Annotated in this window: 26 protein-coding genes; 11 read left to right on the top strand and 15 right to left on the bottom strand. The window is 49.4% G+C overall.

The annotated features are described in order from the left end of the window. Positions 1-74: 74 nt before the first annotated feature. Both AC56AD_RS12840 and AC56AD_RS12845 read left to right on the top strand, forming a co-directional pair. Positions 75-398 (top strand): YtxH domain-containing protein, encoded by a 324-nt coding sequence (locus AC56AD_RS12840; protein WP_012509183.1) that lies wholly within the window; start codon positions 75-77, stop codon positions 396-398. A gap of 3 nt (positions 399-401) precedes the next feature. Next, positions 402-1,193, top strand: coding sequence for an alpha/beta fold hydrolase (locus AC56AD_RS12845; protein ID WP_012509184.1), 792 nt, complete (start codon positions 402-404; stop codon positions 1,191-1,193). Positions 1,194-1,214: 21 nt separating this feature from the next. Here the strand turns inward: AC56AD_RS12845 and aroA are convergent, their stop codons facing one another. From aroA to AC56AD_RS12865, 4 genes are all read right to left on the bottom strand, one after another. After that, positions 1,215-2,516, bottom strand: coding sequence for a 3-phosphoshikimate 1-carboxyvinyltransferase (gene aroA / locus AC56AD_RS12850; protein WP_012509185.1), 1,302 nt, complete (start codon positions 2,514-2,516; stop codon positions 1,215-1,217). Positions 2,517-2,597: 81 nt separating this feature from the next. Next, positions 2,598-2,795 carry a 30S ribosomal protein S21 gene (rpsU, locus tag AC56AD_RS12855; protein WP_012509186.1) on the bottom strand — a complete coding sequence of 66 codons (198 nt, stop codon included), beginning with the start codon at positions 2,793-2,795 and terminating at the stop codon, positions 2,598-2,600. Positions 2,796-2,820: 25 nt separating this feature from the next. Then, on the bottom strand, positions 2,821-3,381 hold the full coding sequence (locus tag AC56AD_RS12860) for a hypothetical protein (protein ID WP_273279128.1): 561 nt from the start codon (positions 3,379-3,381) through the stop codon (positions 2,821-2,823). A 182-nt stretch (positions 3,382-3,563) separates the two neighbouring features. Continuing rightward, positions 3,564-4,937, bottom strand: a complete 1,374-nt coding sequence (locus tag AC56AD_RS12865) for a pyridoxal-phosphate dependent enzyme (RefSeq protein WP_012509188.1) — start codon at positions 4,935-4,937, stop codon at positions 3,564-3,566. Between the two features lie 205 nt (positions 4,938-5,142). On the opposite strand from AC56AD_RS12865, the gene alr reads away from it, so the two are divergent. From alr to AC56AD_RS12885, 4 genes are all read left to right on the top strand, one after another. Continuing rightward, complete coding sequence (gene alr / locus AC56AD_RS12870; protein WP_223293927.1) at positions 5,143-6,291, top strand: alanine racemase; 1,149 nt, start codon at positions 5,143-5,145, stop codon at positions 6,289-6,291. Beyond that, positions 6,288-6,806, top strand: a complete 519-nt coding sequence (locus tag AC56AD_RS12875) for a ComEA family DNA-binding protein (protein WP_012509190.1) — start codon at positions 6,288-6,290, stop codon at positions 6,804-6,806. Before alr ends, AC56AD_RS12875 begins: the two co-directional genes overlap by 4 nt. After that, the gene (locus tag AC56AD_RS12880; RefSeq protein ID WP_012509191.1) at positions 6,806-7,690 is read left to right on the top strand and encodes a hypothetical protein; all 885 of its coding nucleotides are present in this window, start codon (positions 6,806-6,808) and stop codon (positions 7,688-7,690) included. Before AC56AD_RS12875 ends, AC56AD_RS12880 begins: the two co-directional genes overlap by 1 nt. A gap of 215 nt (positions 7,691-7,905) precedes the next feature. Further along, positions 7,906-9,363 (top strand): AAA family ATPase, encoded by a 1,458-nt coding sequence (locus tag AC56AD_RS12885; protein ID WP_012509192.1) that lies wholly within the window; start codon positions 7,906-7,908, stop codon positions 9,361-9,363. Positions 9,364-9,408: 45 nt separating this feature from the next. Here the strand turns inward: AC56AD_RS12885 and AC56AD_RS12890 are convergent, their stop codons facing one another. The 5 genes from AC56AD_RS12890 to AC56AD_RS12910 form a co-directional block, all read right to left on the bottom strand. Beyond that, a complete protein-coding gene (locus AC56AD_RS12890; protein WP_012509193.1) occupies positions 9,409-9,615 on the bottom strand; it encodes an AbrB/MazE/SpoVT family DNA-binding domain-containing protein in 207 nt (68 codons plus the stop codon). A 194-nt stretch (positions 9,616-9,809) separates the two neighbouring features. Further along, positions 9,810-10,835: an aspartate-semialdehyde dehydrogenase gene (locus AC56AD_RS12895; RefSeq protein ID WP_012509194.1), complete on the bottom strand. Its 1,026-nt coding sequence runs from the start codon at positions 10,833-10,835 to the stop codon at positions 9,810-9,812. 6 nt (positions 10,836-10,841) lie between these two features. Continuing rightward, a complete protein-coding gene (dusB, locus tag AC56AD_RS12900; RefSeq protein WP_012509195.1) occupies positions 10,842-11,900 on the bottom strand; it encodes a tRNA dihydrouridine synthase DusB in 1,059 nt (352 codons plus the stop codon). A gap of 2 nt (positions 11,901-11,902) precedes the next feature. Beyond that, positions 11,903-12,949 carry a recombinase RecA gene (recA, locus tag AC56AD_RS12905; protein WP_012509196.1) on the bottom strand — a complete coding sequence of 349 codons (1,047 nt, stop codon included), beginning with the start codon at positions 12,947-12,949 and terminating at the stop codon, positions 11,903-11,905. 45 nt (positions 12,950-12,994) lie between these two features. Then, positions 12,995-13,981: an SDR family oxidoreductase gene (locus AC56AD_RS12910; protein WP_041526897.1), complete on the bottom strand. Its 987-nt coding sequence runs from the start codon at positions 13,979-13,981 to the stop codon at positions 12,995-12,997. 422 nt (positions 13,982-14,403) lie between these two features. Between AC56AD_RS12910 and AC56AD_RS12915 the strand changes: the two genes are divergently transcribed. After that, positions 14,404-15,690, top strand: a complete 1,287-nt coding sequence (locus tag AC56AD_RS12915) for a M16 family metallopeptidase (RefSeq protein ID WP_012509198.1) — start codon at positions 14,404-14,406, stop codon at positions 15,688-15,690. Positions 15,691-15,786: 96 nt separating this feature from the next. After that, on the top strand, positions 15,787-17,067 hold the full coding sequence (gene tig / locus AC56AD_RS12920; RefSeq protein ID WP_012509199.1) for a trigger factor: 1,281 nt from the start codon (positions 15,787-15,789) through the stop codon (positions 17,065-17,067). A 78-nt stretch (positions 17,068-17,145) separates the two neighbouring features. Here the strand turns inward: tig and AC56AD_RS12925 are convergent, their stop codons facing one another. Both AC56AD_RS12925 and nadC read right to left on the bottom strand, forming a co-directional pair. Then, positions 17,146-17,508: a holo-[acyl-carrier-protein] synthase gene (locus AC56AD_RS12925; RefSeq protein ID WP_012509200.1), complete on the bottom strand. Its 363-nt coding sequence runs from the start codon at positions 17,506-17,508 to the stop codon at positions 17,146-17,148. 13 nt (positions 17,509-17,521) lie between these two features. Next, positions 17,522-18,400 carry a carboxylating nicotinate-nucleotide diphosphorylase gene (gene nadC, locus AC56AD_RS12930; protein ID WP_041526898.1) on the bottom strand — a complete coding sequence of 293 codons (879 nt, stop codon included), beginning with the start codon at positions 18,398-18,400 and terminating at the stop codon, positions 17,522-17,524. A gap of 321 nt (positions 18,401-18,721) precedes the next feature. On the opposite strand from nadC, the gene AC56AD_RS12935 reads away from it, so the two are divergent. The 3 genes from AC56AD_RS12935 to folK all read left to right on the top strand — a co-directional run bounded on the left by AC56AD_RS12935 (position 18,722) and on the right by folK (position 20,032). Further along, positions 18,722-19,057: a YopX family protein gene (locus AC56AD_RS12935; RefSeq protein ID WP_012509202.1), complete on the top strand. Its 336-nt coding sequence runs from the start codon at positions 18,722-18,724 to the stop codon at positions 19,055-19,057. 65 nt (positions 19,058-19,122) lie between these two features. Beyond that, positions 19,123-19,500 (top strand): dihydroneopterin aldolase, encoded by a 378-nt coding sequence (gene folB / locus AC56AD_RS12940; RefSeq protein WP_012509203.1) that lies wholly within the window; start codon positions 19,123-19,125, stop codon positions 19,498-19,500. A gap of 4 nt (positions 19,501-19,504) precedes the next feature. Further along, positions 19,505-20,032 (top strand): 2-amino-4-hydroxy-6-hydroxymethyldihydropteridine diphosphokinase, encoded by a 528-nt coding sequence (gene folK / locus AC56AD_RS12945; RefSeq protein ID WP_012509204.1) that lies wholly within the window; start codon positions 19,505-19,507, stop codon positions 20,030-20,032. Between the two features lie 54 nt (positions 20,033-20,086). Here folK and AC56AD_RS12950 read toward each other — a convergent pair whose 3' ends face one another. From AC56AD_RS12950 to AC56AD_RS12965, 4 genes are all read right to left on the bottom strand, one after another. Then, on the bottom strand, positions 20,087-21,241 hold the full coding sequence (locus AC56AD_RS12950; protein WP_012509205.1) for an ArsA family ATPase: 1,155 nt from the start codon (positions 21,239-21,241) through the stop codon (positions 20,087-20,089). A gap of 47 nt (positions 21,242-21,288) precedes the next feature. Beyond that, on the bottom strand, positions 21,289-22,815 hold the full coding sequence (locus tag AC56AD_RS12955) for a hypothetical protein (protein WP_012509206.1): 1,527 nt from the start codon (positions 22,813-22,815) through the stop codon (positions 21,289-21,291). Between the two features lie 179 nt (positions 22,816-22,994). After that, a complete protein-coding gene (locus AC56AD_RS12960; protein WP_012509207.1) occupies positions 22,995-23,237 on the bottom strand; it encodes a bacteriochlorophyll c-binding family protein in 243 nt (80 codons plus the stop codon). Between the two features lie 148 nt (positions 23,238-23,385). After that, the gene (locus tag AC56AD_RS12965) at positions 23,386-23,805 is read right to left on the bottom strand and encodes a chlorosome protein C (protein WP_012509208.1); all 420 of its coding nucleotides are present in this window, start codon (positions 23,803-23,805) and stop codon (positions 23,386-23,388) included. Between the last annotated feature and the right edge of the window lie 91 nt (positions 23,806-23,896).

Genomic DNA, 23,896 nt, shown 5'->3' on the forward strand with positions numbered 1-23,896 from the left:
AAAAATCCAAAAAAGGAAATGAGCATTCTGTACTTTATCTTTATATTAATCAGCAACCAAAACACTATTGCACTATGGAACAGCAGGACAAGTTTTACAAGGGACTCTTCTTCGGCGCCGTGCTTGGCGCAACTGCCGGTACCATTATGGGATTGCTTTTCGCTCCGCATAAAGGAAGAGAGACCCAGCAGATTATTTCGGGGACAGTCAAACATGCGTTCGACAAGGCCTCCGATCTTTACCAGAGCAGTGAGCAAGATGGCGTTTACAGCAACGAGGCGAAAACTCGCTCTCAGGAGATCATCGATACCGCCCGTGACGAAGCAAAAAAAATTCTCAATGAGGCCAACAGCATTATCCGTGAGATCAAAGGATATCCCAAAAGCAAGGAAAACTGATTGATGCTCACATTCCGCAGCGTAAACCTGAGTGAGGAGAGCATTGAAAAAGATGCCATCCTGTTGTTGCACGCCTTTCCGCTCTCTTCCGCCATGTGGCAACCCCAGCTTGATGCTCTTGGCAATGCCGGTTATGCGGTCATCGCGCCGAACGCCTATGGTATCGAAGGCTCCGTGGAGAGGCTGGATTGGACGTTTACCGATTACAGCCATGAACTGGCAAAACTTCTTGCATCACTGAGGGTTAAGCGTGTAACCGTTGTCGGTCTGTCGATGGGTGGATATCAGGCTTTTGAGTTTTTCCGACTTTACCCCGACAAAACCGTATCGCTGGTTCTGTGCGACACCAGGGCTGAAGCCGATACTCCCGCAGCCAGTTCGGCGCGGAAAGAGTTCATCAGGGCAGTAGAAACTGATGGGGCCGGAGAGGCAGAAAGGCGCATGGTGCCGAACTATTTTACCCCCGAAACCGGCGCCATGAACAGAGAGCTTGTTGCAGAGGTTTCTGCAATGATACGAGATCAGTCCGCCACGGTCATAAACAGTGCCATGCAGGCCATTCTGTTACGTTCCGATGCAACCCCGCTCCTTGCCACCATCCACTGCCCGGTTCTCGTGCTGAACGGAAAGGAGGACAAGCTCACCACACCGGAAACAGCCGAAAGCATACACTCCCTTATTCCGCACTCAAAGCTCCATCTTCTCGCCGGTGCCGGGCATATCTCAAATATGGAGCAACCTGAGGCATTTAACCGTGCGCTGCTTGCCCATATCGAGGAGGTCAGGCGCTCCTGACCTCACTCCTCTTCTTCCTGCTCAAACCTGAAGGCTGTCAAGCAGGTCAAAAAAGTTCGGAAACGAAACACCTACCACATCAATATCAGAGAGATCAATAGGGCAACCTGTAGCCTTGCCCGCAATGGCAAAGCTCATGGCAATCCTGTGATCATCAAAACTGTCGATCACCACCGTTCCTGACGGGGTTATCCTGCGCCCCTTGACCACGAAACCGTCTGGATACTGCTCACAATCAAAACCAAGACGCTGAAGATTGACCACAAGAGCATCGATCCGGTCACTCTCTTTCGTTCTTAGCTCGGCAGCATTATGCAGCTCAAACCGGCCTGAAGCAAAGGCAGAAAGAACCGCAAGCATCGGTATTTCATCAATGATAAAGGCAACAAGTTGCGGGTCAGTGATCAGAAGGGGTTCAAGAGCCGCATGGTTTTCGACAAGAATGTCCCCGATTGTTTCGCCACCGATCACCCGCTGGTTTTCAATCGTCAAACAAGCCCCGGCATCAGTCAGAATATTGAGAAACGCCGCACGTGTCGGATTGAGACAAACATCCCTGATGATAATTTCCGAACCTCGGGCAAGCAGACCAAGTGCAACGATAAAGCAGGCGGCGGAAGGATCTGCAGGAATATAGAAGGGTTTTGCCGCAACTGTTTTTCTGCCCGGCACCACAATAACCCGTTCGCCATCCTGCTCAAAACTGTCGAGACCGAGCATCACTTCGGTATGGTCACGCGAACGCACGGACTCAATAATCCTCGATTCTCCGTCAGCATGAAGAGCGGCAAAAGCCACCAGTGACTTCACCTGCGCAGAAGGAACCGGTAAACGGTAGTTGATCGGCTTCAGCTCTTTGCTTCCCTTGATGCAAATCGGCGCTGTTCCGGAAGGCGAAAGCTGCAGATCGGCGCCCATCTGCCGCAAAGGGTCGGCCACCCTTTTCATGGGCCGCTTCATCAATGAACTGTCGCCAATCAACTCGCTGGCAAAGGGCTGGGCAGCAAGAATGCCGGCAAACATGCGCATGGTACTTCCTGAATTATTGCACATCAGCGGAGCAGAGGGTGGCTGAAAACTCCATAACCCTTTTGATTCGATTATGACCTGCCGGACAGTGCGACCATCAGCACCTTCAAGCAGCTCCTGCCGAAGCGTGATACCGGCATCTTTCAGCACACCAAGGGTTGACTGATTATCAAATCCGCCGGAAAAATTCATAATCTCTGTAGTGCCTTCCGACAACGCACCGATAAGCGCCGCACGATGGGAGATCGATTTATCGGGCGGTAATGCTGTTACTTCACCTTTGAACACTCTCATGAGTCGCTGGATTGGTGTTGACAAAAAAAAAGCAACTCCCGTGAAGGAGCTGCCTGAGCATAACTGTTTCGACCGGAATGATCATGAATTGCGTTCTTCATTTGCCCTCTGCGCCCTGCGCCTGCTTCTCGAACGCTTCAAACGACCATCCACCGAAGGTTTAACAAAGTATGCGTTTGCACGAAACTCCTTTAAAACACCTGCACGCTCGTACTTCTTCTTGAAGCGTTTCAGCATTTTATCGATCGATTCATTATCATTTATCTGCACACTAACCAATGTAAATTCACCCCCTTTTAAAAGATCAACGTCTAAGCTTTAGTTTAATGAGATCTGTAACACTTTCTGAATTTTTTCCATTCGCAGGGTTCATCTGCACATTTTCAAGGAGCTGTTTTTTGCCACTTTTGCAAAATTCAACAATAATGACAAAGGCACCGCTTCCTGTCGCCTGTTTTTCTCTGACCACCCCAACCTCTCCAAGGGCCTGATGGTAGAGCGCATCTCCCTTGGCGTAGATACCATGCGGGGAGTAGACCTGGCACTCTTCGACCTTCAGCTCACCCGGACTGACCTCCCGATCAATCTGTATCTGCCACTCCTTGAGCAAATAGACCTGATTACAGTCGGAACAGCGAATCCAGTACTGGTTTTCGGCTGCAGGCGGCAGCTCTCCCGTTCCATTCTTGCCCCCTTTGGGCTTTTTGACAGCAACAGCCGTCAGCAAATCATCATCTTTCGGCTTGTCACTCGGCATCCATTCGCCGACAAAGACCTTCTCTGTAATCTGACCGCATCCTTCACAGAAGCAAGCCTTGATCTTACCCTCCAAAATGAACTGCCTTTTTTTGGACTCTACCTTCATAGCATATTGCTGGTTGTTAACCCGGCTCAGAGCCGTCTGGATTTTCGCTTCTCTCCTCCCCGAAATTGTTTCCGGCTTCATGGCGCAATATAGTGCATCGCACCTGAAAAAAAAGAGGAATGTTCAGGAGTGCTTAATTAAGGAAATCCCTTCAAAAAAACAACCAGATAATGCAACAGCGCTCACTTATGGGTCAATGCATCAATAAGATCTGATTTTGTAAGCAATTGCAAGCGTCCATCAGACAAACTTATCAGCACTCCGGATGCACTTTGCTGCAGTTTATCGGATAATTCCGAAATCGTTGCATCAAGCCGACATACCGGAAAAGGCCTCTCCATAAAACCGACAACCTTTGCATTCATGGCATCATCGTTTTCTATAAGAATGGAGAGGATCTTGTTTTCACTGATACTGCCAATCGGAGCGTTATAGGATACGATCGGAAGCTGGGAGACATCGCTCTGCTTCATCATCTCAAAGACTTCGGCAAGCGTATTTTCCGGATAGGCAAAAATCAGATCCCTGCGTACCTTCAAGTGCAGGATATCTTCAGCCGTAATCTGCTCAAGAGCCGATTTTACCTTACGATAAAAGCCGTGCTTACGCATCCACTCATCACGATACATCTTGCTCAGATAATAGCCGCCAAAATCATTCATCACCGCAACCACACAGTCGTCCGGGCCATATGATGCTCCAGCCCGAAGCGCGGCAGCCATCGCTGCACCCGATGCACCTCCACCGAAAACAGCCTCCATCCGCAAGAGCTCCCTGGCACAGTTGAAAGCATCATAATCGCTCACCTGTACCACATCATCAAGAACCGATGGATCCCAGAAAGCCGATGGCTGCCGGGAGCCAAGTTCCTCAAGTTCGGAGAGAGCCGGATCTCCGGGCATACCATCCCTGAAGAGAGAGGCATAAATTGAACCCTGCGATTCAACACCGATAATCTGAATTTTCGGGTTCTTTGCTTTCAGAAACGCACCGATACCAAAAACCATGGCGCCCGAAACCATTGGCACAAAAACATGGGTAACCCGCCCCTCTGTCTGGCGATAAATCTCGCTGCCGGTAGCTTCTCTGTGCACCTTCAGACTGAGAGGGTTCTTGTACATTCCGGTGAAAAAAGAGTTGCTGATACTTCTTTCCAGGCTTTCAGCCACATTCATGCAACTGCGCTCTTCTCCGGGCAAAGCATCCGAAGGGGTAATGACCAGTTCTGCACCAAGAGCACGAAGCATATGCTGCTTCTCCTGCGATATTTTATCAGGAGCTGCCAGCAGCAGTTTGTAACCGCGACTCACTCCAGCCATGGCAAGGGCAATACCACTGTTACCAAAAGTCCAGTCCACAAGAGTCATGCCCGGATGGATCAGCTTGCGCTCTTCAGCATCCCTGACAATGGCCGAAGCCACCCGGTAATAGTGCGAGCAGGCCGGATTCATGTACTCAAGTTTAGCCATGACCTTCGGGCTGATCTGGCGGGCCATCTGCTTTACAGAAACCATCGGTGTTTCTGTGGCAAGCCCGAATATATCGTGGTTCGACATGGTAGTAGCTGAGAAATGAATTAAAATGAACAACGCAGCCTGATAACGTTGAATCCTGAAAATAGAGAGACAATAAGCGCCATTCAGGTTTGAAAATCATAGACAAAATATGTTTTTTTACAGGAAGTTCCGCAAGCAGAGGAGACGGAATGAGCAGGAACGGAGTTTTATGACAATACGGCAACAGCAAAACAAGAAGCGCATTATGGATGCAATACAATCGAATTTTTCAGCAGGGATTGCCCTTGCTGAAAACATGACAGAAGCGCTTGTCTCCCTTGACAACCTTGCCTGGAACACAAGCCTTATCCGCAAGAGAGTGGGTGGAAGTGCACGTATTATGGGCATCGTCAAGGCAAATGCCTACGGCCATAACGTGCACCGGGTTGCCGAAACACTTGAAAAATCGGGAGTCAGGGATTTCGGTGTTGCGAACATCCATGAAGCCATTGAACTGAAAACCGGCGGTGCACTGAAAAAGCCGGCAAACATTCTCGCCTTCTCCTCTCCGCTTCCCTCCCATATTCCCTTTTTTTTGCACCATGACATCGAAATGACTCTCTGCGACAGCCTGACACTTCAGAGTGCAGAAGAGATTGCGGCTGCAGAGAACAAAACCATTGCCGTACAGCTCAAAGTGGATACCGGTATGGGCCGACTCGGCACTCCTCCGGCAGTTGCCATGGAACTCCTCCGGCAAATTGACCACTCGCCGCACCTTGAGCTGAAAGGGATCTACACCCATTTTGCCGACAGCTCTACAGCCGAAGGCACAACCAAACAGCTTGACGCCTTTAAAACACTCACGGCGGAATACGAACATGCCTCAAGCAAAACCGTCTGCAAACATGCGGCCAACAGCGGTGCAATCCTCTCTGCGCCAGAATCCTGGCTCGACATGGTGCGACCCGGCATCCTGCTTTATGGTTACCATCCGACCAAAAACAGCCCTTGCCGTCTCGATGTCAGACCGGTCATGCAGTTCGAGGCTAAGGTGATTTTTGTCAAAAAGGTCCCTGCCGGAACCACCATCAGTTATAATCGAACCTGGACTGCCAATGAGCCTCGCTCCATCGCAACCATAGCCGCAGGCTACGCCGATGGTTATACAAGAGCCCTGTCAGGTCGCGCCACCGTCATGATCAACGGGAACACCTACCCGCAGGTCGGCATCGTCACCATGGATCAGATCATGGTTGACCTCGGCACCCGGCACGATGTCAAAACTGGAGACACCGCCACGCTCTTTGGCTGGGAGGGCATCGGGGCCGACAGCCTTGCCGGGCTTGCAGGTACCATCAGCTACGAAATGCTCTGTTCGGTTTCTGCCAGGGTAAAACGTATCTTCATATGAACCCACTCGAAAAACTGGCGCTGAAACTCAGCCTCACCAAGGCGGAGATCTCTTTGGTCTCCATTCTTCTGGGCTTTCTGCTGCTTGGAGGCATCCTGAAGGGAATCCGTTCGGCAGAAGAGGTTGATCTTCTGGTCAAAAAAGCTGAAACTGCCCGATATGATGAAAAGGAGGTAGACAGCCTCATCGCCCTTGCCAATGTGCAGCAGGCAACCGTCAAAGAGGATGTTTTGCAGGAAAGTGAGTCAGAGCATGATGATGCTTCACCTGAACAGAGAACCGAAGGGCACCGCTCTTCAGGCAAAAAAGTCTTTAACGGCACCATCGCTTTCAATAAAGCCAGCAGCCGGGAGTTACAGAAAATTCCCGGAATCGGACCCGTCATGGCCGAAAGACTGATTGCATTCAGAAAAACAAAAGGGGGAAAAGTGCAGCAATTCCAGGAATTTCTTGAAGTCAAGGGTATCGGCAAAAAAAAGCTTGAATCCCTCAAAAAATATTTCATACTCGACTAATGAGCAAGAGCCTGATCGCCTGCGCCATCGACGCCAGGGAGTGCGCCATTGTACGGCTGAAAACAGCCGGTGGCGGCAGCTACAGCCTGAGCGGCTGCAAAACACTGCCATTCGGCCTTGATGACCTTGCCTCAGGCAATGGAAAGCGACTGCTGAAAAAGCTCGACAGCCACCTCAACGTGTGGCCTGATGAAGAGCTGGCACTTTGTTTCGGGCCGAAAAATTACCTCCCCCTTCCAGCCTCTTTTCCCGCCCATGCAGACACCGAAAAGTGCAAAGAGTACTGCAAAATTGAAGCCGGTTACTTTCTGAACCAGCCCGAAGAGTACCATTGCGACTCTACCGATTATGGCGTCAGCCAGAACGGGCTCCATAAAAAAAAAATATTGCTCTTCTATCCTGCCGAGCCTTGCAGAAGAGCCACAGAACACTTCGCAACCACGCGCCGTATCCTCTTCAGCGGCACTCCGCAGCCCCCTCTGCTCCACCTCTCGAAATTCGCCGGAGAGAGACAGGTAATCCTTGAAATTGAAAACAACTATCTCCTCTTCAGAGTATCAGGGGAGGGCCGGATAGAAACATTCTCATGTCATCAGGTAAAAAACCGCAAAGAGAGCGAATACTTCACCATCAAAGCGCTTGTTGAAAACCCGATCTGCCGGGAAACCGAAGTGCAGCTTTTTGGCTCACTGGCCGACAAAACCATGATGAGGCTAATCCAGAAAGAGACGTCGATGAAACTGAAACCACTCAGCATCCCGCCATCAATCCCCATCAGTAACCTGAAAAAATTTTCCACCTCCTCAGCAATTGCGGTAAAGGCCATCAGCACCGCACTGATGGCTCTCGATGAACAAAAGCGGTTTACACTTTTTTCTGACTGAGCATCCCGGAAATTCTGGACAGCAGTGCCTGCCAGGATTCAGGTTCCGGTGAAAAAGATTGCCACTTTGGCCAGATAGAGAACGCTATATCTGGCCAAAGTGGCCAAATTTCACGACATTTGGCCGGATATAAATTTTTATATTTGGCCAAATCAAGCCCATTTCACTATCTTTGGCCAGATAGATAACTAAATCCAGGGCAAGAAACTCTTGTTATGAGCAAAAAAAACATCTCTGGCCGCAAGGATGAATTACTGATTCTGGAGCGGGTATTGCTCTCTCCGGAGCCTGAGTTTATGGTGATTTATGGCCGCAGAAGAGTCGGAAAAACCTGGCTGGTCAGGGAATTTTTTGGCGAGATGATCTGCTTTGAACTCACCGGTATGCACAAGGCATCGCTGGAGGAGCAGTTGACAAATTTCGCCCAATCTCTGGCCAAAGCCACCGGTATAACTGTTGAACTCAAGAGACCCTCATCCTGGTCAGAAGCGTTCAGCCAGTTGGAGCGCTTTCTGGAATCTTCTTTTCAGCGAAAAAATGGCAAGAAACAGGTTCTTTTTCTGGATGAATTGCCCTGGCTCAACACTCCCCGCTCAAAATTTCTGTCGGCCCTGGAGCATTTCTGGAACAGTTTTGGCTCCCGCCAGAGGAATTTGATTCTTATTGTTTGCGGTTCTGCGGCATCATGGATGTTGCAGCATATTGTACGCGCAAAGGGTGGGCTTCATAACCGGCTTACCCGTCAAATCCGCCTTCTTCCCTTTACACTTCCGGAAACAGAGGAGTTTCTGCTCAAAAGGGGAATCAAGCTCACCCGTTATCAAATTGTTGAACTCTCTATGGCAATGGGTGGGGTGCCCTTTTACCTGATGCAGGCAGAGCCGGGATTGTCGGCTGCACAAATTATTGATCGGGTCTGTTTTTCACCGACAGGTCTTCTGCGTCATGAATATGAGAAGCTTTATGCCTCGCTTTTTGATGAGAGTGAACTGCACATGACGATTGTAGCTTTGCTGAGCAAAAAACGTTCAGGTTTAACCCGTAATGAGATACTCACCTTTGCAAAAATTACGACTGGTGGACGACTTACCCATATTCTTGAAGAGCTGGAAGAGTCCGGATTTATCGAGTCGCGGATTCCTTTTGGCAAAAAAGGGCAGGATTCACTCTACTGGCTGGCTGACGAGTTCACCCTCTTTTACTTTTCATGGATCAAGCCTCTTGGCAAAAAAAAGGTCGATGCGGGATACTGGCTGTCGCGTCAAAGTGATCCGGCACGAAACGCGTGGGCTGGTTTTGCCTTTGAAACCGTTTGCCTCAAGCATGTCCGGGCATTAAAGGCGGCCCTGGGCATTGCCATGGTCGAAACCAGCGAAGGCCCGTGGCGTTACCAGCCAACCGGAGAGTCATCATTACCTGGCGTGCTGATTGATCTGCTCCTTGACCGGCGTGATGCCTCCATCAATCTTTGTGAGATGAAATTTTCACAGTCAGAATTTACCATCGACGACGCATACGCAAAAAAACTCCGTCAGAAAATAACTGTTTTTCGTGAGGTAACAGGAACAAGAAAAAACATCTTTCTCACCATGGTCACAACCTACGGCATCACCGATAACGCCTGGTCGCAGGAGCTGCATCCCGACAACCTTACGCTTGACGCGCTTTTCTGAGATCTTCGACGAGGATTTGCAACCAACACGAAGAATCCACAATGATCATGCTCTCCCTTCTTCTCTCTCAAAATCAGTATTGATACCTCTAACAAAGCCACGAAGATCAGAGATTTCACGATCCGGGATAAGCTCTATTCTCCCTTGATATGCAACAACCTGTAATTTCTGACCCGGACGAAGGTGCATGGATTCTCTCAAGTGCCGGGGAATAACAACCTGAAATGTAGGTGACACTGTAACGGCTTGCATAACGACTCCTGTCGGTAATTTTAGAATAGTACATAAGATCATGCATCACACTCTTTCAATCCAGGAAAGAAATTACTTGCAGAGAAAAAAGAGCTGGCAACGATCAATCCGTTACTTTCGCCAGGCGTTCTTTTGATTGACAATAACCTCAGCCATCAGCAAAGCACTGATGGCTTTAGACGAGCAACAAGAATCTACGCTTTTTTCTGATTGACAATCACTTCTGCAATCTGCACGGCATTGGTGGCGGCACCTTTGCGGAGGTTGTCGGCGACAATCCACATATTGAGAGTCTGGGGATGCCAGTAGTCACGGCGGATTCTGCCAACAAAAACATCGTCGCGCTCGTATGAGGTGAGCGGCATGGGGTAGATGCGTGCTGAAGGGTCGTCCTGCAGGATAATGCCGGGTGAGGTGCGAAGGAGTTCACGCACGTCGTCGATATCAAATTCATGCTCAAGCTCGATGTTGAGCGATTCGCCGTGGCCGCCGTAGACCGGAATGCGCACAGTGGTGGGAGAGATGCTCATGCTCTTGTCGCCCATGATTTTGCGGGTCTCGTTGACCATCTTCATCTCCTCCTTGGTGTAGCCGTTATCGGTGAAGGCATCGATCTGCGGCACGGCGTTGAAGGCGATCTGGTGAAAATGGGTGAACTGCTCCTGGCTCTCTCCCGCCAACTCGCTTTCAAGGGCGTCGCGTCCGATCTTTCCTTTTCCGGTGACTGACTGGTAGGTCGAAACCACTACCCGTTTGACACCGAAGCGGTCATGCAGCGGCTTGAGCACTACGACCATCTGGATGGTTGAACAGTTGGGATTGGCAATGATCCGTTCCGGGGTGCCGTCTGCCCTGAAAATGGCTTCGGGATTGACCTCAGGCACAACCAGAGGCACATCGGGCTCCATGCGGAATGCCGATGAATTGTCGATGACAACCGCTCCTTCAGCGGCCGCAACGACTGCCCACTCTTTACTCGCTGTTGCGCCTGCGGAAAAAAGGGCGATATCAACTCCCTCGAATGCTTCGGCAGAGGGCTCGCGAATAATGAACTCTTTGCCCCTGAAGGTCACCACCTGACCGACACTTCTTGATGAAGCGAGCGGAACAAGCTCGGTTACAGGAAAATTTCTCTCTTCAAGAACCTTGATCATCGTGCGACCGACCAGACCGGTTGCACCAAGTACCGCCACTCGGCAGCGAGAATCCTGACTACTCATATTTTATTATATATTATTGGCTTGATAATTCAGTAAAAGTTTATCGGAATGGTCATTGAGGTACTCTGTGCCCTCAAGAATCTTTCCCTCCATCACATATCCTTCGCACTCCTGCTTGTAGGCAAGAAGAATATCGATAACCTGCTCCCACCCATCTTCGCGTACCAGTTTGTTGCGTACCCGCGACACCATCGGCAGCCCTTTCAGATAAGTTGAATAGTGGCGGCGCATTTCCAGAACCCCATATTTTTCGCCTTTGAACTGCACGGAGAGCTTCAAATGCTCTATGGCAACATCAATCCTTGCCCGAAAATCGGGCGGCGGCATCGGCTTGCCGGTTTTCAGCAACTCTTTTGCGGCCTCAAAGATAAAGGGGTTGCCTATGGAACCGCGACCAATCATCACTCCATCTGCACCGGTCTCGGCAAACATGGCAAGAGCATCTTCAGCCGACCAGATATCGCCATTGGCAATAACCGGAATGCGTGCCTGCTCCTTTACTTGACGAATCCACTCCCGGTTCGCCCTCCCCTTGAACATCTCACTCCTCGTACGACCATGCAACGCCAGAGCCTGAATACCAACATCCTCAAGGCGTGGCAGAATATCCAAAATATTAATCGATTCAAGATCCCAACCAATCCGTGTCTTGACGGTCACCGGAATGGAAACCGCCTTGACAACCGCTTCGGAAATGGCGGTCATCTTCTCCGGTTCCCTGAGCAGCGCCGCGCCTGCACCCTTTCCGGCAACCTTCTTGGTCGGGCATCCAAAATTAATGTCGAGATAGTCCGGGCAATACCCTTCAGCAATGACCGCAGCATCAACCATCGACTCGATGCTGCTTCCAAAAATCTGGATGGCAAAGGGTCTCTCAACCTCATCTGTTTTCAGCTTGCGGAGCGACTTTTCAACTCCCCTGCGCAGCGCTTCGGCACTGATGAACTCGGTATAAACTATATCAGCCCCGTGACGCTTGCAGAGTTGGCGGAATGCCCGGTCGGTCACATCCTCCATCGGCGCAAGAATAACCGGCCGGTCAATCTCAATGGTTCCTATTTTCATGCCTACCCGTTAATAATCTCTGCAGGCCCGCTCATCAGCTCTTTGACCTGCGCCTGAATTTTACTGTAAAGCGCCGAATCTTCACGCAACGCCTTCTTGACGGTCTCACGTCCCTGACCAAGCTTGTCGGTGCCATAACTGAACCATGAACCGGCTTTTTTCACCACACCGAACTCAACGGCCAGATCAATCAATTCACCCATGGCCGAGATGCCCTCACCATACAGAATATCGAACTCAGCCGTACGGAAGGGAGGGGCAACCTTGTTTTTGACCACCTTCACCCTCGTACGGTTCCCGGTAATCTCCTCACCATCCTTGATCTGGGCAATTTTACGAATATCGAGACGCACCGACGAATAAAATTTCAGTGCCTTGCCGCCGGTCGTTGTTTCAGGGTTGCCATAGACGACCCCAATTTTATCGCGAAGCTGGTTGATGAAAATACAGACGCAGCTCGATTTTGAGATGGCGCCGGTGAGTTTGCGTAGCGCCTGGCTCATAAGCCGCGCCTGAAGACCCATCACACTGTCACCCATCTCGCCTTCAAGCTCAGCTTGGGGCACCAGAGCCGCAACAGAATCGACCACCACCACATCGATGGCATTGCTCCTGACCAGTGTTTCCACAATTGAAAGCGCCTGCTCGCCCGATTCCGGCTGGCTGATGAGCAGGGCGTTGATATCGACACCGAGTTTTCGGGCATAGGTAGGATCGAAGGCATGTTCAGCATCAACGATAGCCGCAATTCCCCCCTCTTTCTGTGCCTCAGCAATAACATGGAGGGCAAGGGTGGTTTTTCCGGAAGATTCCGGCCCGTAAATTTCAGTGACCCTGCCGCGAGGCAAGCCGCCAACACCGAGTGCAAAATCAAGCGTCATCGATCCGGTTGAAATCGACTGCACCTTCATTCCTGCGGAATCATCACCAAGGCGCATGATCGCACCCTTGCCAAACTGTTTTTCAAGGGCTTCGACAGCCAGGTTCAGTTGCTTGAGTTTCGCCGGATCAACGGTAACGGTTTTTTTTTCGATTTTCTGAGTGTCCATGGTAGCTGCATGTAAAAAAGTTGGAGAAAGAGTAGAGCCTTTGGCTCAGAGCAGAGTCTTGAGCGTTTCGGACAGCTCGCGGTAACACAAACCAAGCTCCTGCTCTGAGCGGGTATTACTGAACGCAAGAATCCTTGAGGCGATACGAATGCTCTCGAGGCTGATAAAGGAGGGACGGTTCGAGAGCATCGACCAAAGCTCTCCGCCAAGACCGGCAAGCAGACCAAGAGCATCCGGCACCATAAATGCCCGGCCACTGCTGCTGCCAGAAAGAGTCCCTATGCGGGCAAAAAGCTCCCGGAAGGTCAGATTGCTGCCAACCACAACATAACGCTCCCCTGAACGCCCTTTTTCCCAAGCCGCCAGGTGAGCATCAGCGACATCGCGGACATCAACAAAACCGGTGCCTCCCGAAGGGAAGAAGGGCAGCTTTCCCTGATAGACAAGGCGCAATACCTCGTTCGAAGAACTGACCGAAGCGGGATTCCGGCGGTCAACACCAATAACCACACCAGGATTAACCATGACCACTTCAAGGCCCTCTGCAACTCCGCGCAGCCCCTCAAGTTCAGCAAGATGCTTCGACTCCATATAACCATTCCGTCGCTGCCACTCCTGAAAGGTGGATGACTCACTGGCTGGCGAACCATCCTCGGAGGCGCCGATGGCGGCAATGGAGCTGGTCAAAACAAGCCTGCGCACCTTATGGTGCAGGGAGGCATTGACCACATTTCTTGTCCCGACCACATTGGCCTCATAGAGCGCATTTCGGGAGTGTCTGGTATAGGAGATAAGTCCCGCACAATGAAAGACCGTTTCCGCTCCCCTGAAAGCCTCAAGAAGGGCAAGAGGATCAAGCATATCCGCCCGAACAATCTCGACAGGCAAGCTCTCCAGAAAAGAGCAATCCGAGCTTTTCCGGGCAATCACCCTGCAGCGACGCTCTCCGGGAAAGCGTGCAAGCAGCGCAAGAAGAATCTGGGAACCGATATATCCGGTAGCCCCGGTTATGACAATTGATGAGTTAGGCATGAAACGGTGAAAATAAAAAAAGAGCCCGGCTGCAAAGATGTAAACAACAGCGAGAGCTTCACTGTTCGCAAAAATAAGAATTTCGCGGCTATTGTTTTCTTCTATTTTCGCAATGCGGCAAGAACGGATGGTGATGGCGGAATGATGGCTGTAGGCAGAACAACGATTCCGGGCAAAATAAGGAGCTTTCATTCCTCCCTGGAATAGAGAACATCGGATTCATGTACCGCCAGAAAACTATCCATCCATGTTATCATATTTTTTTTCACATCATCGAATAGGAAGAGCAGTTGCTCACGTTTTCATGTGCGCTCTACCCCCGAAAATATTCCCCCCTTAAAACCCTTATACTTTCCTTATCTTGGTTTTCAGGCAATATGCGGGAATTTCATCGAACCAGCTTATCAGTAAATTATTCAGTAATGAAGCAAGAATCGTCCAGCCGTCAGCCATCTCCCTTTTCAGAAGCTTCAGTCCAGCAGGGTGTTCTGACGAACGGGTTGAGGATTATCACGGATACCGTCCCTTTTGTAAAGAGCGTAACGCTCGGTATACAGATTGATGCCGGGTCACGCGACGACCCCAAAGAGTCTCCGGGGCTGGCACATTTCATTGAGCACGCTCTTTTTAAAGGTACAAAGCGGCGCACCTACATCGACATCGCCAGAAATATTGAAAAGCACGGTGGCTATCTCGATGCCTATACCACCAAGGAGCAGACCTGCATCTACCTTCGCTGCCTGCCGGAACACCTTGAACCCTCTTTCGACCTTCTCTCCGATCTTGTCTGCGACCCGGTGTTTCCTCCTGAAGAGATCGAAAAAGAGAAAGAGGTTGTTATCGAAGAGATCAGCAGCGTCAACGACACCCCTGAAGAGCTTATTTTTGAGGAGTTTGACCTGCGTTCGTTTCCCCGCCACCCTCTCGGCACACCAATCCTTGGCACGGAAAAAAGCGTTGAAGCGTTCAGTGATGAGAACCTGAAAAACTTTATGCGGCAGCACTACATTCCGCAAAAGATGCTGATCACGGCTACCGGAATGGTGCATCACGACGAGATCATGCTGCTTGGAGAGCGATTTCTTGGCAAGCTCAGGGAGCCATCAGGCAATCAGTATGTTCGCCAGCCTTTCCTCGCAGAGGATTACACCCCCTTTACCCTGACACTGAAAAAACGGGTCTGCCAGGCGCAGATTGTGCTCGGTACGGCCATAGCCCGCCACGACCCTCTCTTTTACAGCCTGATGGTGCTCAACTCCATGCTCGGTAACGGCATGAGCTCCCTGCTCAATCTGGAACTTCGCGAAAAACGGGGACTGGCTTACAACGTCTACTCATCGATCACCTTTTTCGACGATCTGACCGCGATGAACATCTATGCCGGCACCGACAGCAATAAAACAAAGGTGACCCTTGAACTCATCAGGGAGTTGCTCCAGAGTGATGCACTCAAACAGCCCGATCCGGAAGAGGTTCTGGCGGCAAAGAGGAAACTGCTCGGTTCGCATATCATGGGAATGGAAAAAATGACGCGAAGAATGTCGCAAACGGCTTCTGACCTCTCCTATTTCGGACGTTATATTGAGCCTGAGGAAAAAACTGCGGCTCTGGAGGCGGTCACTGCCGAGGATATCGCCGAAGCGGCCACACGGATGCTCCATGATGCGCCATACTCAACACTGGTCTACAAACCGGGAAAGCAGGGCTGAGGGCAGCGAAGCGCTGTTTTCAAACACAAGAATTAATTCGTATCTTGTGGACTTTTAATTTTTCACCATTACTCATCAAATTAACCCACAAGAGCCTTGCAAAAGAATATCAAGAACGTCAGCGAAACCGAACAGGAACTGGAAATCATTCTTTCCGCTGAAGAATTCGGTACCGAATATAACCAGGAACTGGAAGAGGCAAAAAGAAACATTCAGATCAAGGGATTCAGAAAAGGACATGCTCCTGCAAGCTTGATTAAAAAATTGGCAGGCCCTTCCATTGAGGCAACAGTAGCCGAAAAAATGGCATCCAAATATTTCGGAGAGATTGCTGATGCTGAAAAGATAAAACCGGCAAGCCGCGCACAGATCATCGACGTCGCCTTTGCACCCGAGGAGCTGAAAATCACGCTCGCCTACGAAATTCATCCTGAATTCGAAGTAAAGGATTTCAGTGGATATACCTTCACGCAAAACCGCTATGTGATCACCGATGAGGATATTACTCGCGAAATAAACCTTATTCTCAAGGGGCACGGCACCCTCAACACGGTCGATGAGGCCGCGTTGTCTACCGATACGGTGATCGGCGATGTCTACAAGCTTAATGAAGCAGGCGAAACCGATGATGATCAGAAGACCGACAATCATCATTTCACCCTTGAGTACCTTCCTGAGGAGAACCCGTTTCGCAAAGCGCTTACAGGGAAAAAAGCGGGAGAGAGCGTTGATATTGAAAACGATGAAAAGGAGTCTGCACAGCCATCCCGCTTCCGTGTTGTCATCAGCGAAATCAAACGGCTTGAACTGCCGGAACTTACCGATGAGCTGGTCAAGGAGATTACAGGTGGTCGCTTTGAATCCGTGACCGACTTCACTGCGGACGTTCGTATCCAGCTTGAGCAGCACTTTCTTCTTAAATCCGATGAAGAGCTTCTCGAATCGCTCTCGGCCAAACTGATCGAAGAGAACCCGGTGCCTGCACCAAACTCCATGATTGCCTCGTTCTCAAAAATGCTGCTTGAAAATGCCAAACGCCAGATGGGTGGCAGCTTCCCGAAAGGATTCGACGATGAGCAGTTCCGGCTTGCGATGAAACCCAATGCTGAAAAACATGCGCAATGGCTGATGATCAGTCAGAAAATTGCCGAAGATGCAACTCTTTCGGTTTCGGACGATGATATAAAGGCTTATGCAGATAAAGAGGCTGAAAAAAGCGAGTCCATGGATGCTGAAGAGATCCTGAAAACCTATCTGTCACCCGAGTTCCGTGATTACATCACCGACACGATCCTCAAGGAAAAAATCTACAACATTATCAAGTCAAAAGTAACCATCACTGAGGAAGAGAAATCCATTCCTGTTCGCCAGGAGTAATTTTCCAGGTAATTGCAGATCAGAGGCAGGAGTTCATGAATAAGGAACTCCTGCTTTTTTTATGCCCTGTTGTTCCCGCTACACCCACTCTATCAACGCTGTGGCAATAGCTGCATGACGGTCGTGGGCAATAGAGATTTTTATGGCGCCACAGGCAGGAAAGCACCCGGCATCAGCAGGCTGCACAAAGGGACGACCCTGTTTATCATTGAGTATTGCAAAGCTCTTCCAGTGCACACCAGAGGAAAAACCCGTTCCAAGCGCCTTGACGACCGCCTCCTTTGCCGCGAACCGTCCGGCAATACTCGCTATAACCTGCGGTTTCTGCAGGCAGAGCGTAATTTCCTCTTCGGAAAGAAAGCGCTGGAGAAACTTCACCCCATAGCGGTTATATGCTTTTTCAATCCGGTCAAGATCAACAATGTCTACTCCAATCTCCATGGTTCTTATTCGTTCAGGCCAAAGCAATCGTCATTGAAAGATCAAGAGCCTTGACACTGTGCGTCAGCTCTCCTACAGAGATAAAGTCTACACCCGTTTCAGCAACTTCCAGAACATTGTGCAGGGTGATATTTCCTGAGGCTTCAAGAAGAGGAGTGAAACCGGAACTCTTCACAAAGAGGACAGCCTCTTTCAGCAGCTCGGGAGTAAAGTTATCGAGAAGGATAATATCCGGCAAACAGGGCAGAGCTTCCCGCAACTCCTCCATGGAACGAACCTCCGTTTCGATCTTCACCTCAAGCTTCCCCTCTTTGCGGTAAAGTTGGGCACGACGGATCGCATTGGCAATACCTCCGGAGGCATCAATATGGTTATCCTTGATGAGAATCATGTCGAACAGGCCAAAACGGTGGTTTTTTCCTCCGCCGATCCTGACCGCCTCTTTGTCGAAATAACGAAGTCCGGGAGCCGTTTTTCGGGTATCAAGAATTTCAGCCCCTGTATGGCGAATACAATCAACATAGAGCCGTGTTCTGGTTGCAATCCCCGACATGCGCTGCATGAAATTAAGCGCTGTACGTTCGCCAATGAGCAGCGGAGCGAGCTTTCCTTGCACCTCAAGAATCAAGTCACCGCGCTGAAGGGTTTCCCCATCATGGTGATGCAATACGACGGAGAGCTTATTGTCACAGGCAGCAAAAACCTGAACGGCAACATCGGCCCCTCCAAGGATACCATCCTCCTTGGCCCTGATAACGGCGCTTCCCCCCTGAGAAGGATCAATGGTAGCAAGGGTCGTCACATCCCCCTTGTAACGATCCTCCTCAAGAGCAAGCATAATGGCCCTTGCACGACACCCTTCATAAAACTCGTCACGAGCCCTGTTTTTCATGATTGCCATTCCCGAATACATTGAAAAAAAATCAAAACGCCATCCCAAGGTAGTGAATTTTATACTCTTTCGGGAAGATGACACCCCATCCCCCCACCTGATTCAACAATCAGCGCTCCCCTCTCCCGGTAATCGCTGAAGCAGACGAAGCTCTTCCAAAACAAAAAGCGAGAAATCCCCCTGGGTAGAGCGATAAAATGGCTTGTTGTAGAACGAGATAGAGAATTGCTATATTACCGTGCAGACGGTATGGGCAGGTATCGGCTTATGCAATATTATCGAAGCACTGCCCGGTTTCGAGTTTTTTTTTTGAAGAGAACCATGGATATTAAAAAAATAAAATTTAAAGCGCTCTTTCAGGATATCTCCTCACTTCAGGATATCTGGCAGTTCTCTACAGTAAATACCCATGATGTTGATTTTATCAAGTTCAGGCAGCGCTCCGAGTGGTTGCAGTATACCGGACTGGATGACAAGGATGGGCATGAGATTTTCGAAGGGGATTTGCTGGAATGGGACAAGATTATTCTGGAAGTTGTTTTTGAGGCTGGCAGTTTCAGAGTCCTGAATGAGGGCGACTCCGATATGCTTTTGTGGTTTTGTTTGCCCGATTGCAAGGTTATCGGCAATAAATACGAAAAAAAGGTCAAGCACTGAACAACAGCTCAGATACGCTTTTCAGAACCAATATCCAGCGATATTTCATTCACTCCGGGATTTTTATGACACCGTATGCTCACTCATGCGTCAGGCTGGTAAACATGGTTTTCTATGCCCATCACGGCGTTCTCAAGGAAGAGCACACCGTAGGAGGAAAATATGAAGTGGATGCGGCGCTCTCTTTCGACTTCACCGATGCAGCACAAAACGATGACATCACAAAAACCATCGATTACGGCGCAGTGTACAAAAAGATTCAGGAGGCCCTGACCCTCAGGAAGTTCTTTCTTATCGAGGCTGTCGCCTATGAAATAGCTCACGATCTCCTCCGGGATTTTCCTCTTCTTGAAAAAGTCGCCATCAATGTCCGCAAACGCAACCCGCCCGTTGATGGTATCTGCGATTATGCTGAAGCCGATTACGCCACATCCCGCTGCTGAAGTTATGCCTATGCACAAGGTCTTTATCGGGATAGGATCCAATATTGGAGAGCGCCTCCACCACCTTCAGGAGGCCGTTGACCGGATTGCCCTTCTTGCCGGAACAGAGGTGAGAGGCGTCTCAGCAATCTATATGACCGAACCAGTCGGCGAGAGCGAACAGAACCGCTTCTTTAACGGGGTAGTTGAACTTGAAACATCACTTGCACCCGAAGAGCTGCGCCGACAATGTAAAACAATTGAGCAGGAACTTGGAAGACCGGATGCCTATCCGCGCTGGAGCCCGAGAGTCATTGACCTCGACATTCTGCTCTACGACGACCTCTCTCTCCTCACCGAAACACTCACCATACCGCACCCCGAATTGCATTGTCGCAACTTTGTCCTTATCCCTCTGCTCGACCTTGCCAATCCCCTGCATCCCGCAATGCACAAGACCATTCTGCAGCTACTCTCCGGCTGCAGCGACCGCTCGGTATTGATAAAATTAAAAGAGGGAATCAGGATAAAAAAAAGACGGAATGCCCGGTAAAGCACTCCGTCTGTTCGTAATCACGATGATCCTGAAAAAGCCGGTCTGACCTTCTCAGTTGGCGAAGGTGATATTCAGGTTCCCTTCAGAAAAGTCAGCGCCCTCCGTCTTGCGTCCAACAAGGACATTGGGCAGAATAATGCTTTTGCGGAAATTATTGATGTCCACCAGCAGCTCATCACCCTTGATGTTCACATTAAGCTTCTTCACCTCAACGTTCGGCAGGTAAAGACTCAGGACATATTTGCCATCAACTTTCTCCAGCATCTGGGTTTTGTCATCAACGTAGAGAATTTCTGCTGGATTACGCTCACCAAACATCTCCTGACTCAACTGATAGAGCCTCTCCGTATTGATAATTTCTGCCGTAGACTGCTTCACCCTGAAAATCGGTACCGGATAGAAGCAATTTTCAATCACTTTTAGATATTTGCTCTGAATATCGATAAGGCTCTGCAGATAACTGTCCGTTGAACTTGAGGGAAGAATCTTGTTGACAACGGCGGCATCAAGCTTGTAACCGAAAAGATTAAGATAGGTCTGCACACGCAAGGCCTCCTTGATAACCATGTTCTCAGGATTAAGAACCACGCGGAAGGTGGTTATTGATTTATCCTGAAGCATGGCATGAAGCTCTTTCATATGCGAGTTCACCTCCGGCATAAGCTTGAAGATATTTTTCTTCGGCATAAACTTGTTGAGGAGTGGAGCCGCAAAACCGATGGCTTTTGAATGCCATCCGCCAATTTTATCGGCATACCATCCATACGATTCAGGCATTCCAAGCAAACGCATGGTCTCTCCTGTCGGGGCAGCATCAACAACCACCACATCATAATCACCTGACTTGGCAGCTTTCCAGATATAGCGCAAACTGATCATCTCCTCCATACCCGGCATGATTGCAAGCTCTTCGGCGACAACCTCATTGGCTCCATCATGCATTAAAATCGATGAGAAATAGGAATAGAGTTCAGTCCAGTTCTCCCTTATTTCGGCAAGAACATTCACCTCCATGGCAAAGAGATTCTTTTCAACCTCAACCGGCGTGGAAGAGAGTTCGGTACTCAATGCGTCGGCAAGGCTGTGAGCCACATCGGTACTCATAATCAAAACCCTCTGTCCTCTTCGTGCAATTGCGGTTGCAGACGACGCTGAAACGGTAGTCTTGCCTACCCCTCCTTTACCCAAGTAAAGAATAATTCTCATGTTGATAATAAAACTATTGAGTGAACTTGATCTTGACTGAACACTTTTTATCGATGAGTTGCGCCTTCATTATCGGCGTCATGGCCAGTATGGTGACCGTTACCTGATTCCTTTTTTCCCTGAGTATCATCATCAGAGTGCGATACCGGGGTGAGCCTTTCCGATGGTTGCGCATTGTCCGAATCCGACTTGATCCTGATTCTGGTTTTTGAAACACCCCCTGCTGTTCCTGGAGAATCATCCATACTCATCATGTTTTTCACAAGTGGAGGGACATCCTCATCAAGAGATTTGATGGTAATACTTTTGCGCTTCGGGGCAGCATCACCTTCATGATCACCAGCACTCCCTGCACCCACTCCCGATGCAGCAGAAACCCTCTTGCCCGATTCAGCGGAAAAGGGCTCACTGCTGAAACAATCATCGTTGGAGGTCGCACGATCATCACTTGTTATATGAATGCTCCTTTTTTTAAACGCAGGCTCTTCATCATCCCCACTATCACGTCGCTGATGTGGTGAGGCATCATGCATTCCCCCCTGAGGCGCTTTCGAGGTGGGGCGTTGTGTTCTCTTTTTCGATGAATCGCCAAAACTCGAAGAGAGGCGCAACAGCTTTCCAACCGATCCGATAACCCCATCATTTTTGACCGCAGTTTTAACAATATTGATAACAAAACGCTCTGCCTGTGGATTATCTGCAATACTGATGAGCAGTTCATTAAGCGCAGTCAACATACCGGGAACATGCTGCAGGTCATTTTTAACCTGGTCACGAATTTTGAACGGAGCATCACCAATCATCTCCTTGATCGAACCGGCAATTCTTTTCAGTGAAGCCGGATCCGTAGGAAGTATATTTTCAATGCCTTTAAACATTTCAGCCGGAGAAAATCCTTCCGGCGCTGCCCCGCCTGCCTGCGAACCCCCGGGCACCCCTCTGCCCTGCTTCTGCCCGCTTTCATCTGGATGGTAACCGATAGAAGCCTTGTATTGTTCAAGAAGATCCTGACCATAACCGATATGACTCTCCTGTCGGGAAGGATCAGGAGCATTCAGGCGAAGAGAGATAACCTGAGGCACACAGATACCCCTTACGTCCTGCAAAATATGAAGCGAAACGTCGTCAGGAAGAATTTTCCGGTAATCAAGGCCAAAACGCTCTTCGATAATGGATTCAACAACCGTATGAAGCCTGGTAATCAATTCAGCTTCCCTCAGTTCGACCATATCAAAAATAACATAGACCGGCTCCTTCTCCTCACGGCGAACCTTGAAATTCAGCGTCGCGAAATCATGATCCTTATTCCGACTGTTTACACTGACAGAACCAAGATTAAAGCGGTCGAGATAGTCTTTGTTCGAACCTCTCGCCCAGAAATAAACAGCCTTATCACTATAAATCAGGTAATCCTGAAAGGCAATATTACCAACACGCTCCTGATGTGATTCATAAAAAACCCCTTCAAAAAATGCAATCGGATTCTCACCGGCATGCATGAGCCCCTTCTGAAAAAACTCAGTTACATCACTCTGTTCGGTCTGCGCCGAGATATACAACGATATATTAGCCATTACCCATACCCGTTCACTTGATACTGATTAGCACACTGACCTTAAATCTATGAAAATTTTACAATAAACAGAAATAACCCGACAACGCGGAGAGCAACCTGATTTATGATCAAAACAAAAAAGGCAGTGAAAGCTTTAACCTTTTCACTGCCTGGGCAAAGAGCATAATCTCGTTATACTTACTCTGCGAACTTTGATTCAACAGCTTTCGAAGGAACAGCATAACCTGAAACTTCAGGTGAAGAACCACGAAGGCTGGTGCCTCCGCCTGTGCTGCCATAAGCATTGCGGTTGATTCTCATGGTGCCTTTGCCCAATGAATCAAACAACATTCCTACAGTTTCCCAATGCCCCTCAACCATTACTTCGAAAATACGCCCGGCTGCTGCCAGGATATCGGTAAAAACGCCACCACCACTCATAATTCCTCCTTGGAATTTAATTGTTGGAAAAATACCAAAACTTAAGTTTAGAACTCTTGTCCCAATTTAATAGTAATAAACAAAAAAACACAAAAAAAAGTTTTTTCTGCCCACTTCGTAACGAAGTACGTCAACAACGCAGATTACCCTATTTCCTCACCTGACCCTTCTGAAAGGAACCCGCAAAATTCTTGACAACTTCAGAAGCAGACACCCCCGCATCACCCACGGCCGTTGCTGCATTTGTGGTCGCATTTTCAACGGTTTCGACGGCATTGACATACAACTCGCTTGCTGTTCTTGATGCATCCTTAACGGTAATGGCAACCCGATCAATGGTCTCGCCGACAACTCCGCCGGTGCTGCCGATCAGATTCCCGATGCCCGAAGCGTCAATAACAGCGCCCACAGTACCGGTCACCGTATCAAAGACATTTCCGGCAAGATTCAAGCCACCAACAATAGCGCTCTCGCCAGTCAAAAGCACACTCTCAGCAAGAAACGTGAGGCGATCAGTAAACTCAAGTTCCTTAAAATCCTTACGCAGTTTCTGGTACGATTCCGACATAATCAATCTCCATGGAAGTGAGGCCGCGAAAACGGAGCCCCGGTTATGATTGAAAACAATACTAAATTATTCTGTCGGAATTTAAACATAA

It is taken from the genome of Pelodictyon clathratiforme (assembly GCF_982375515.1).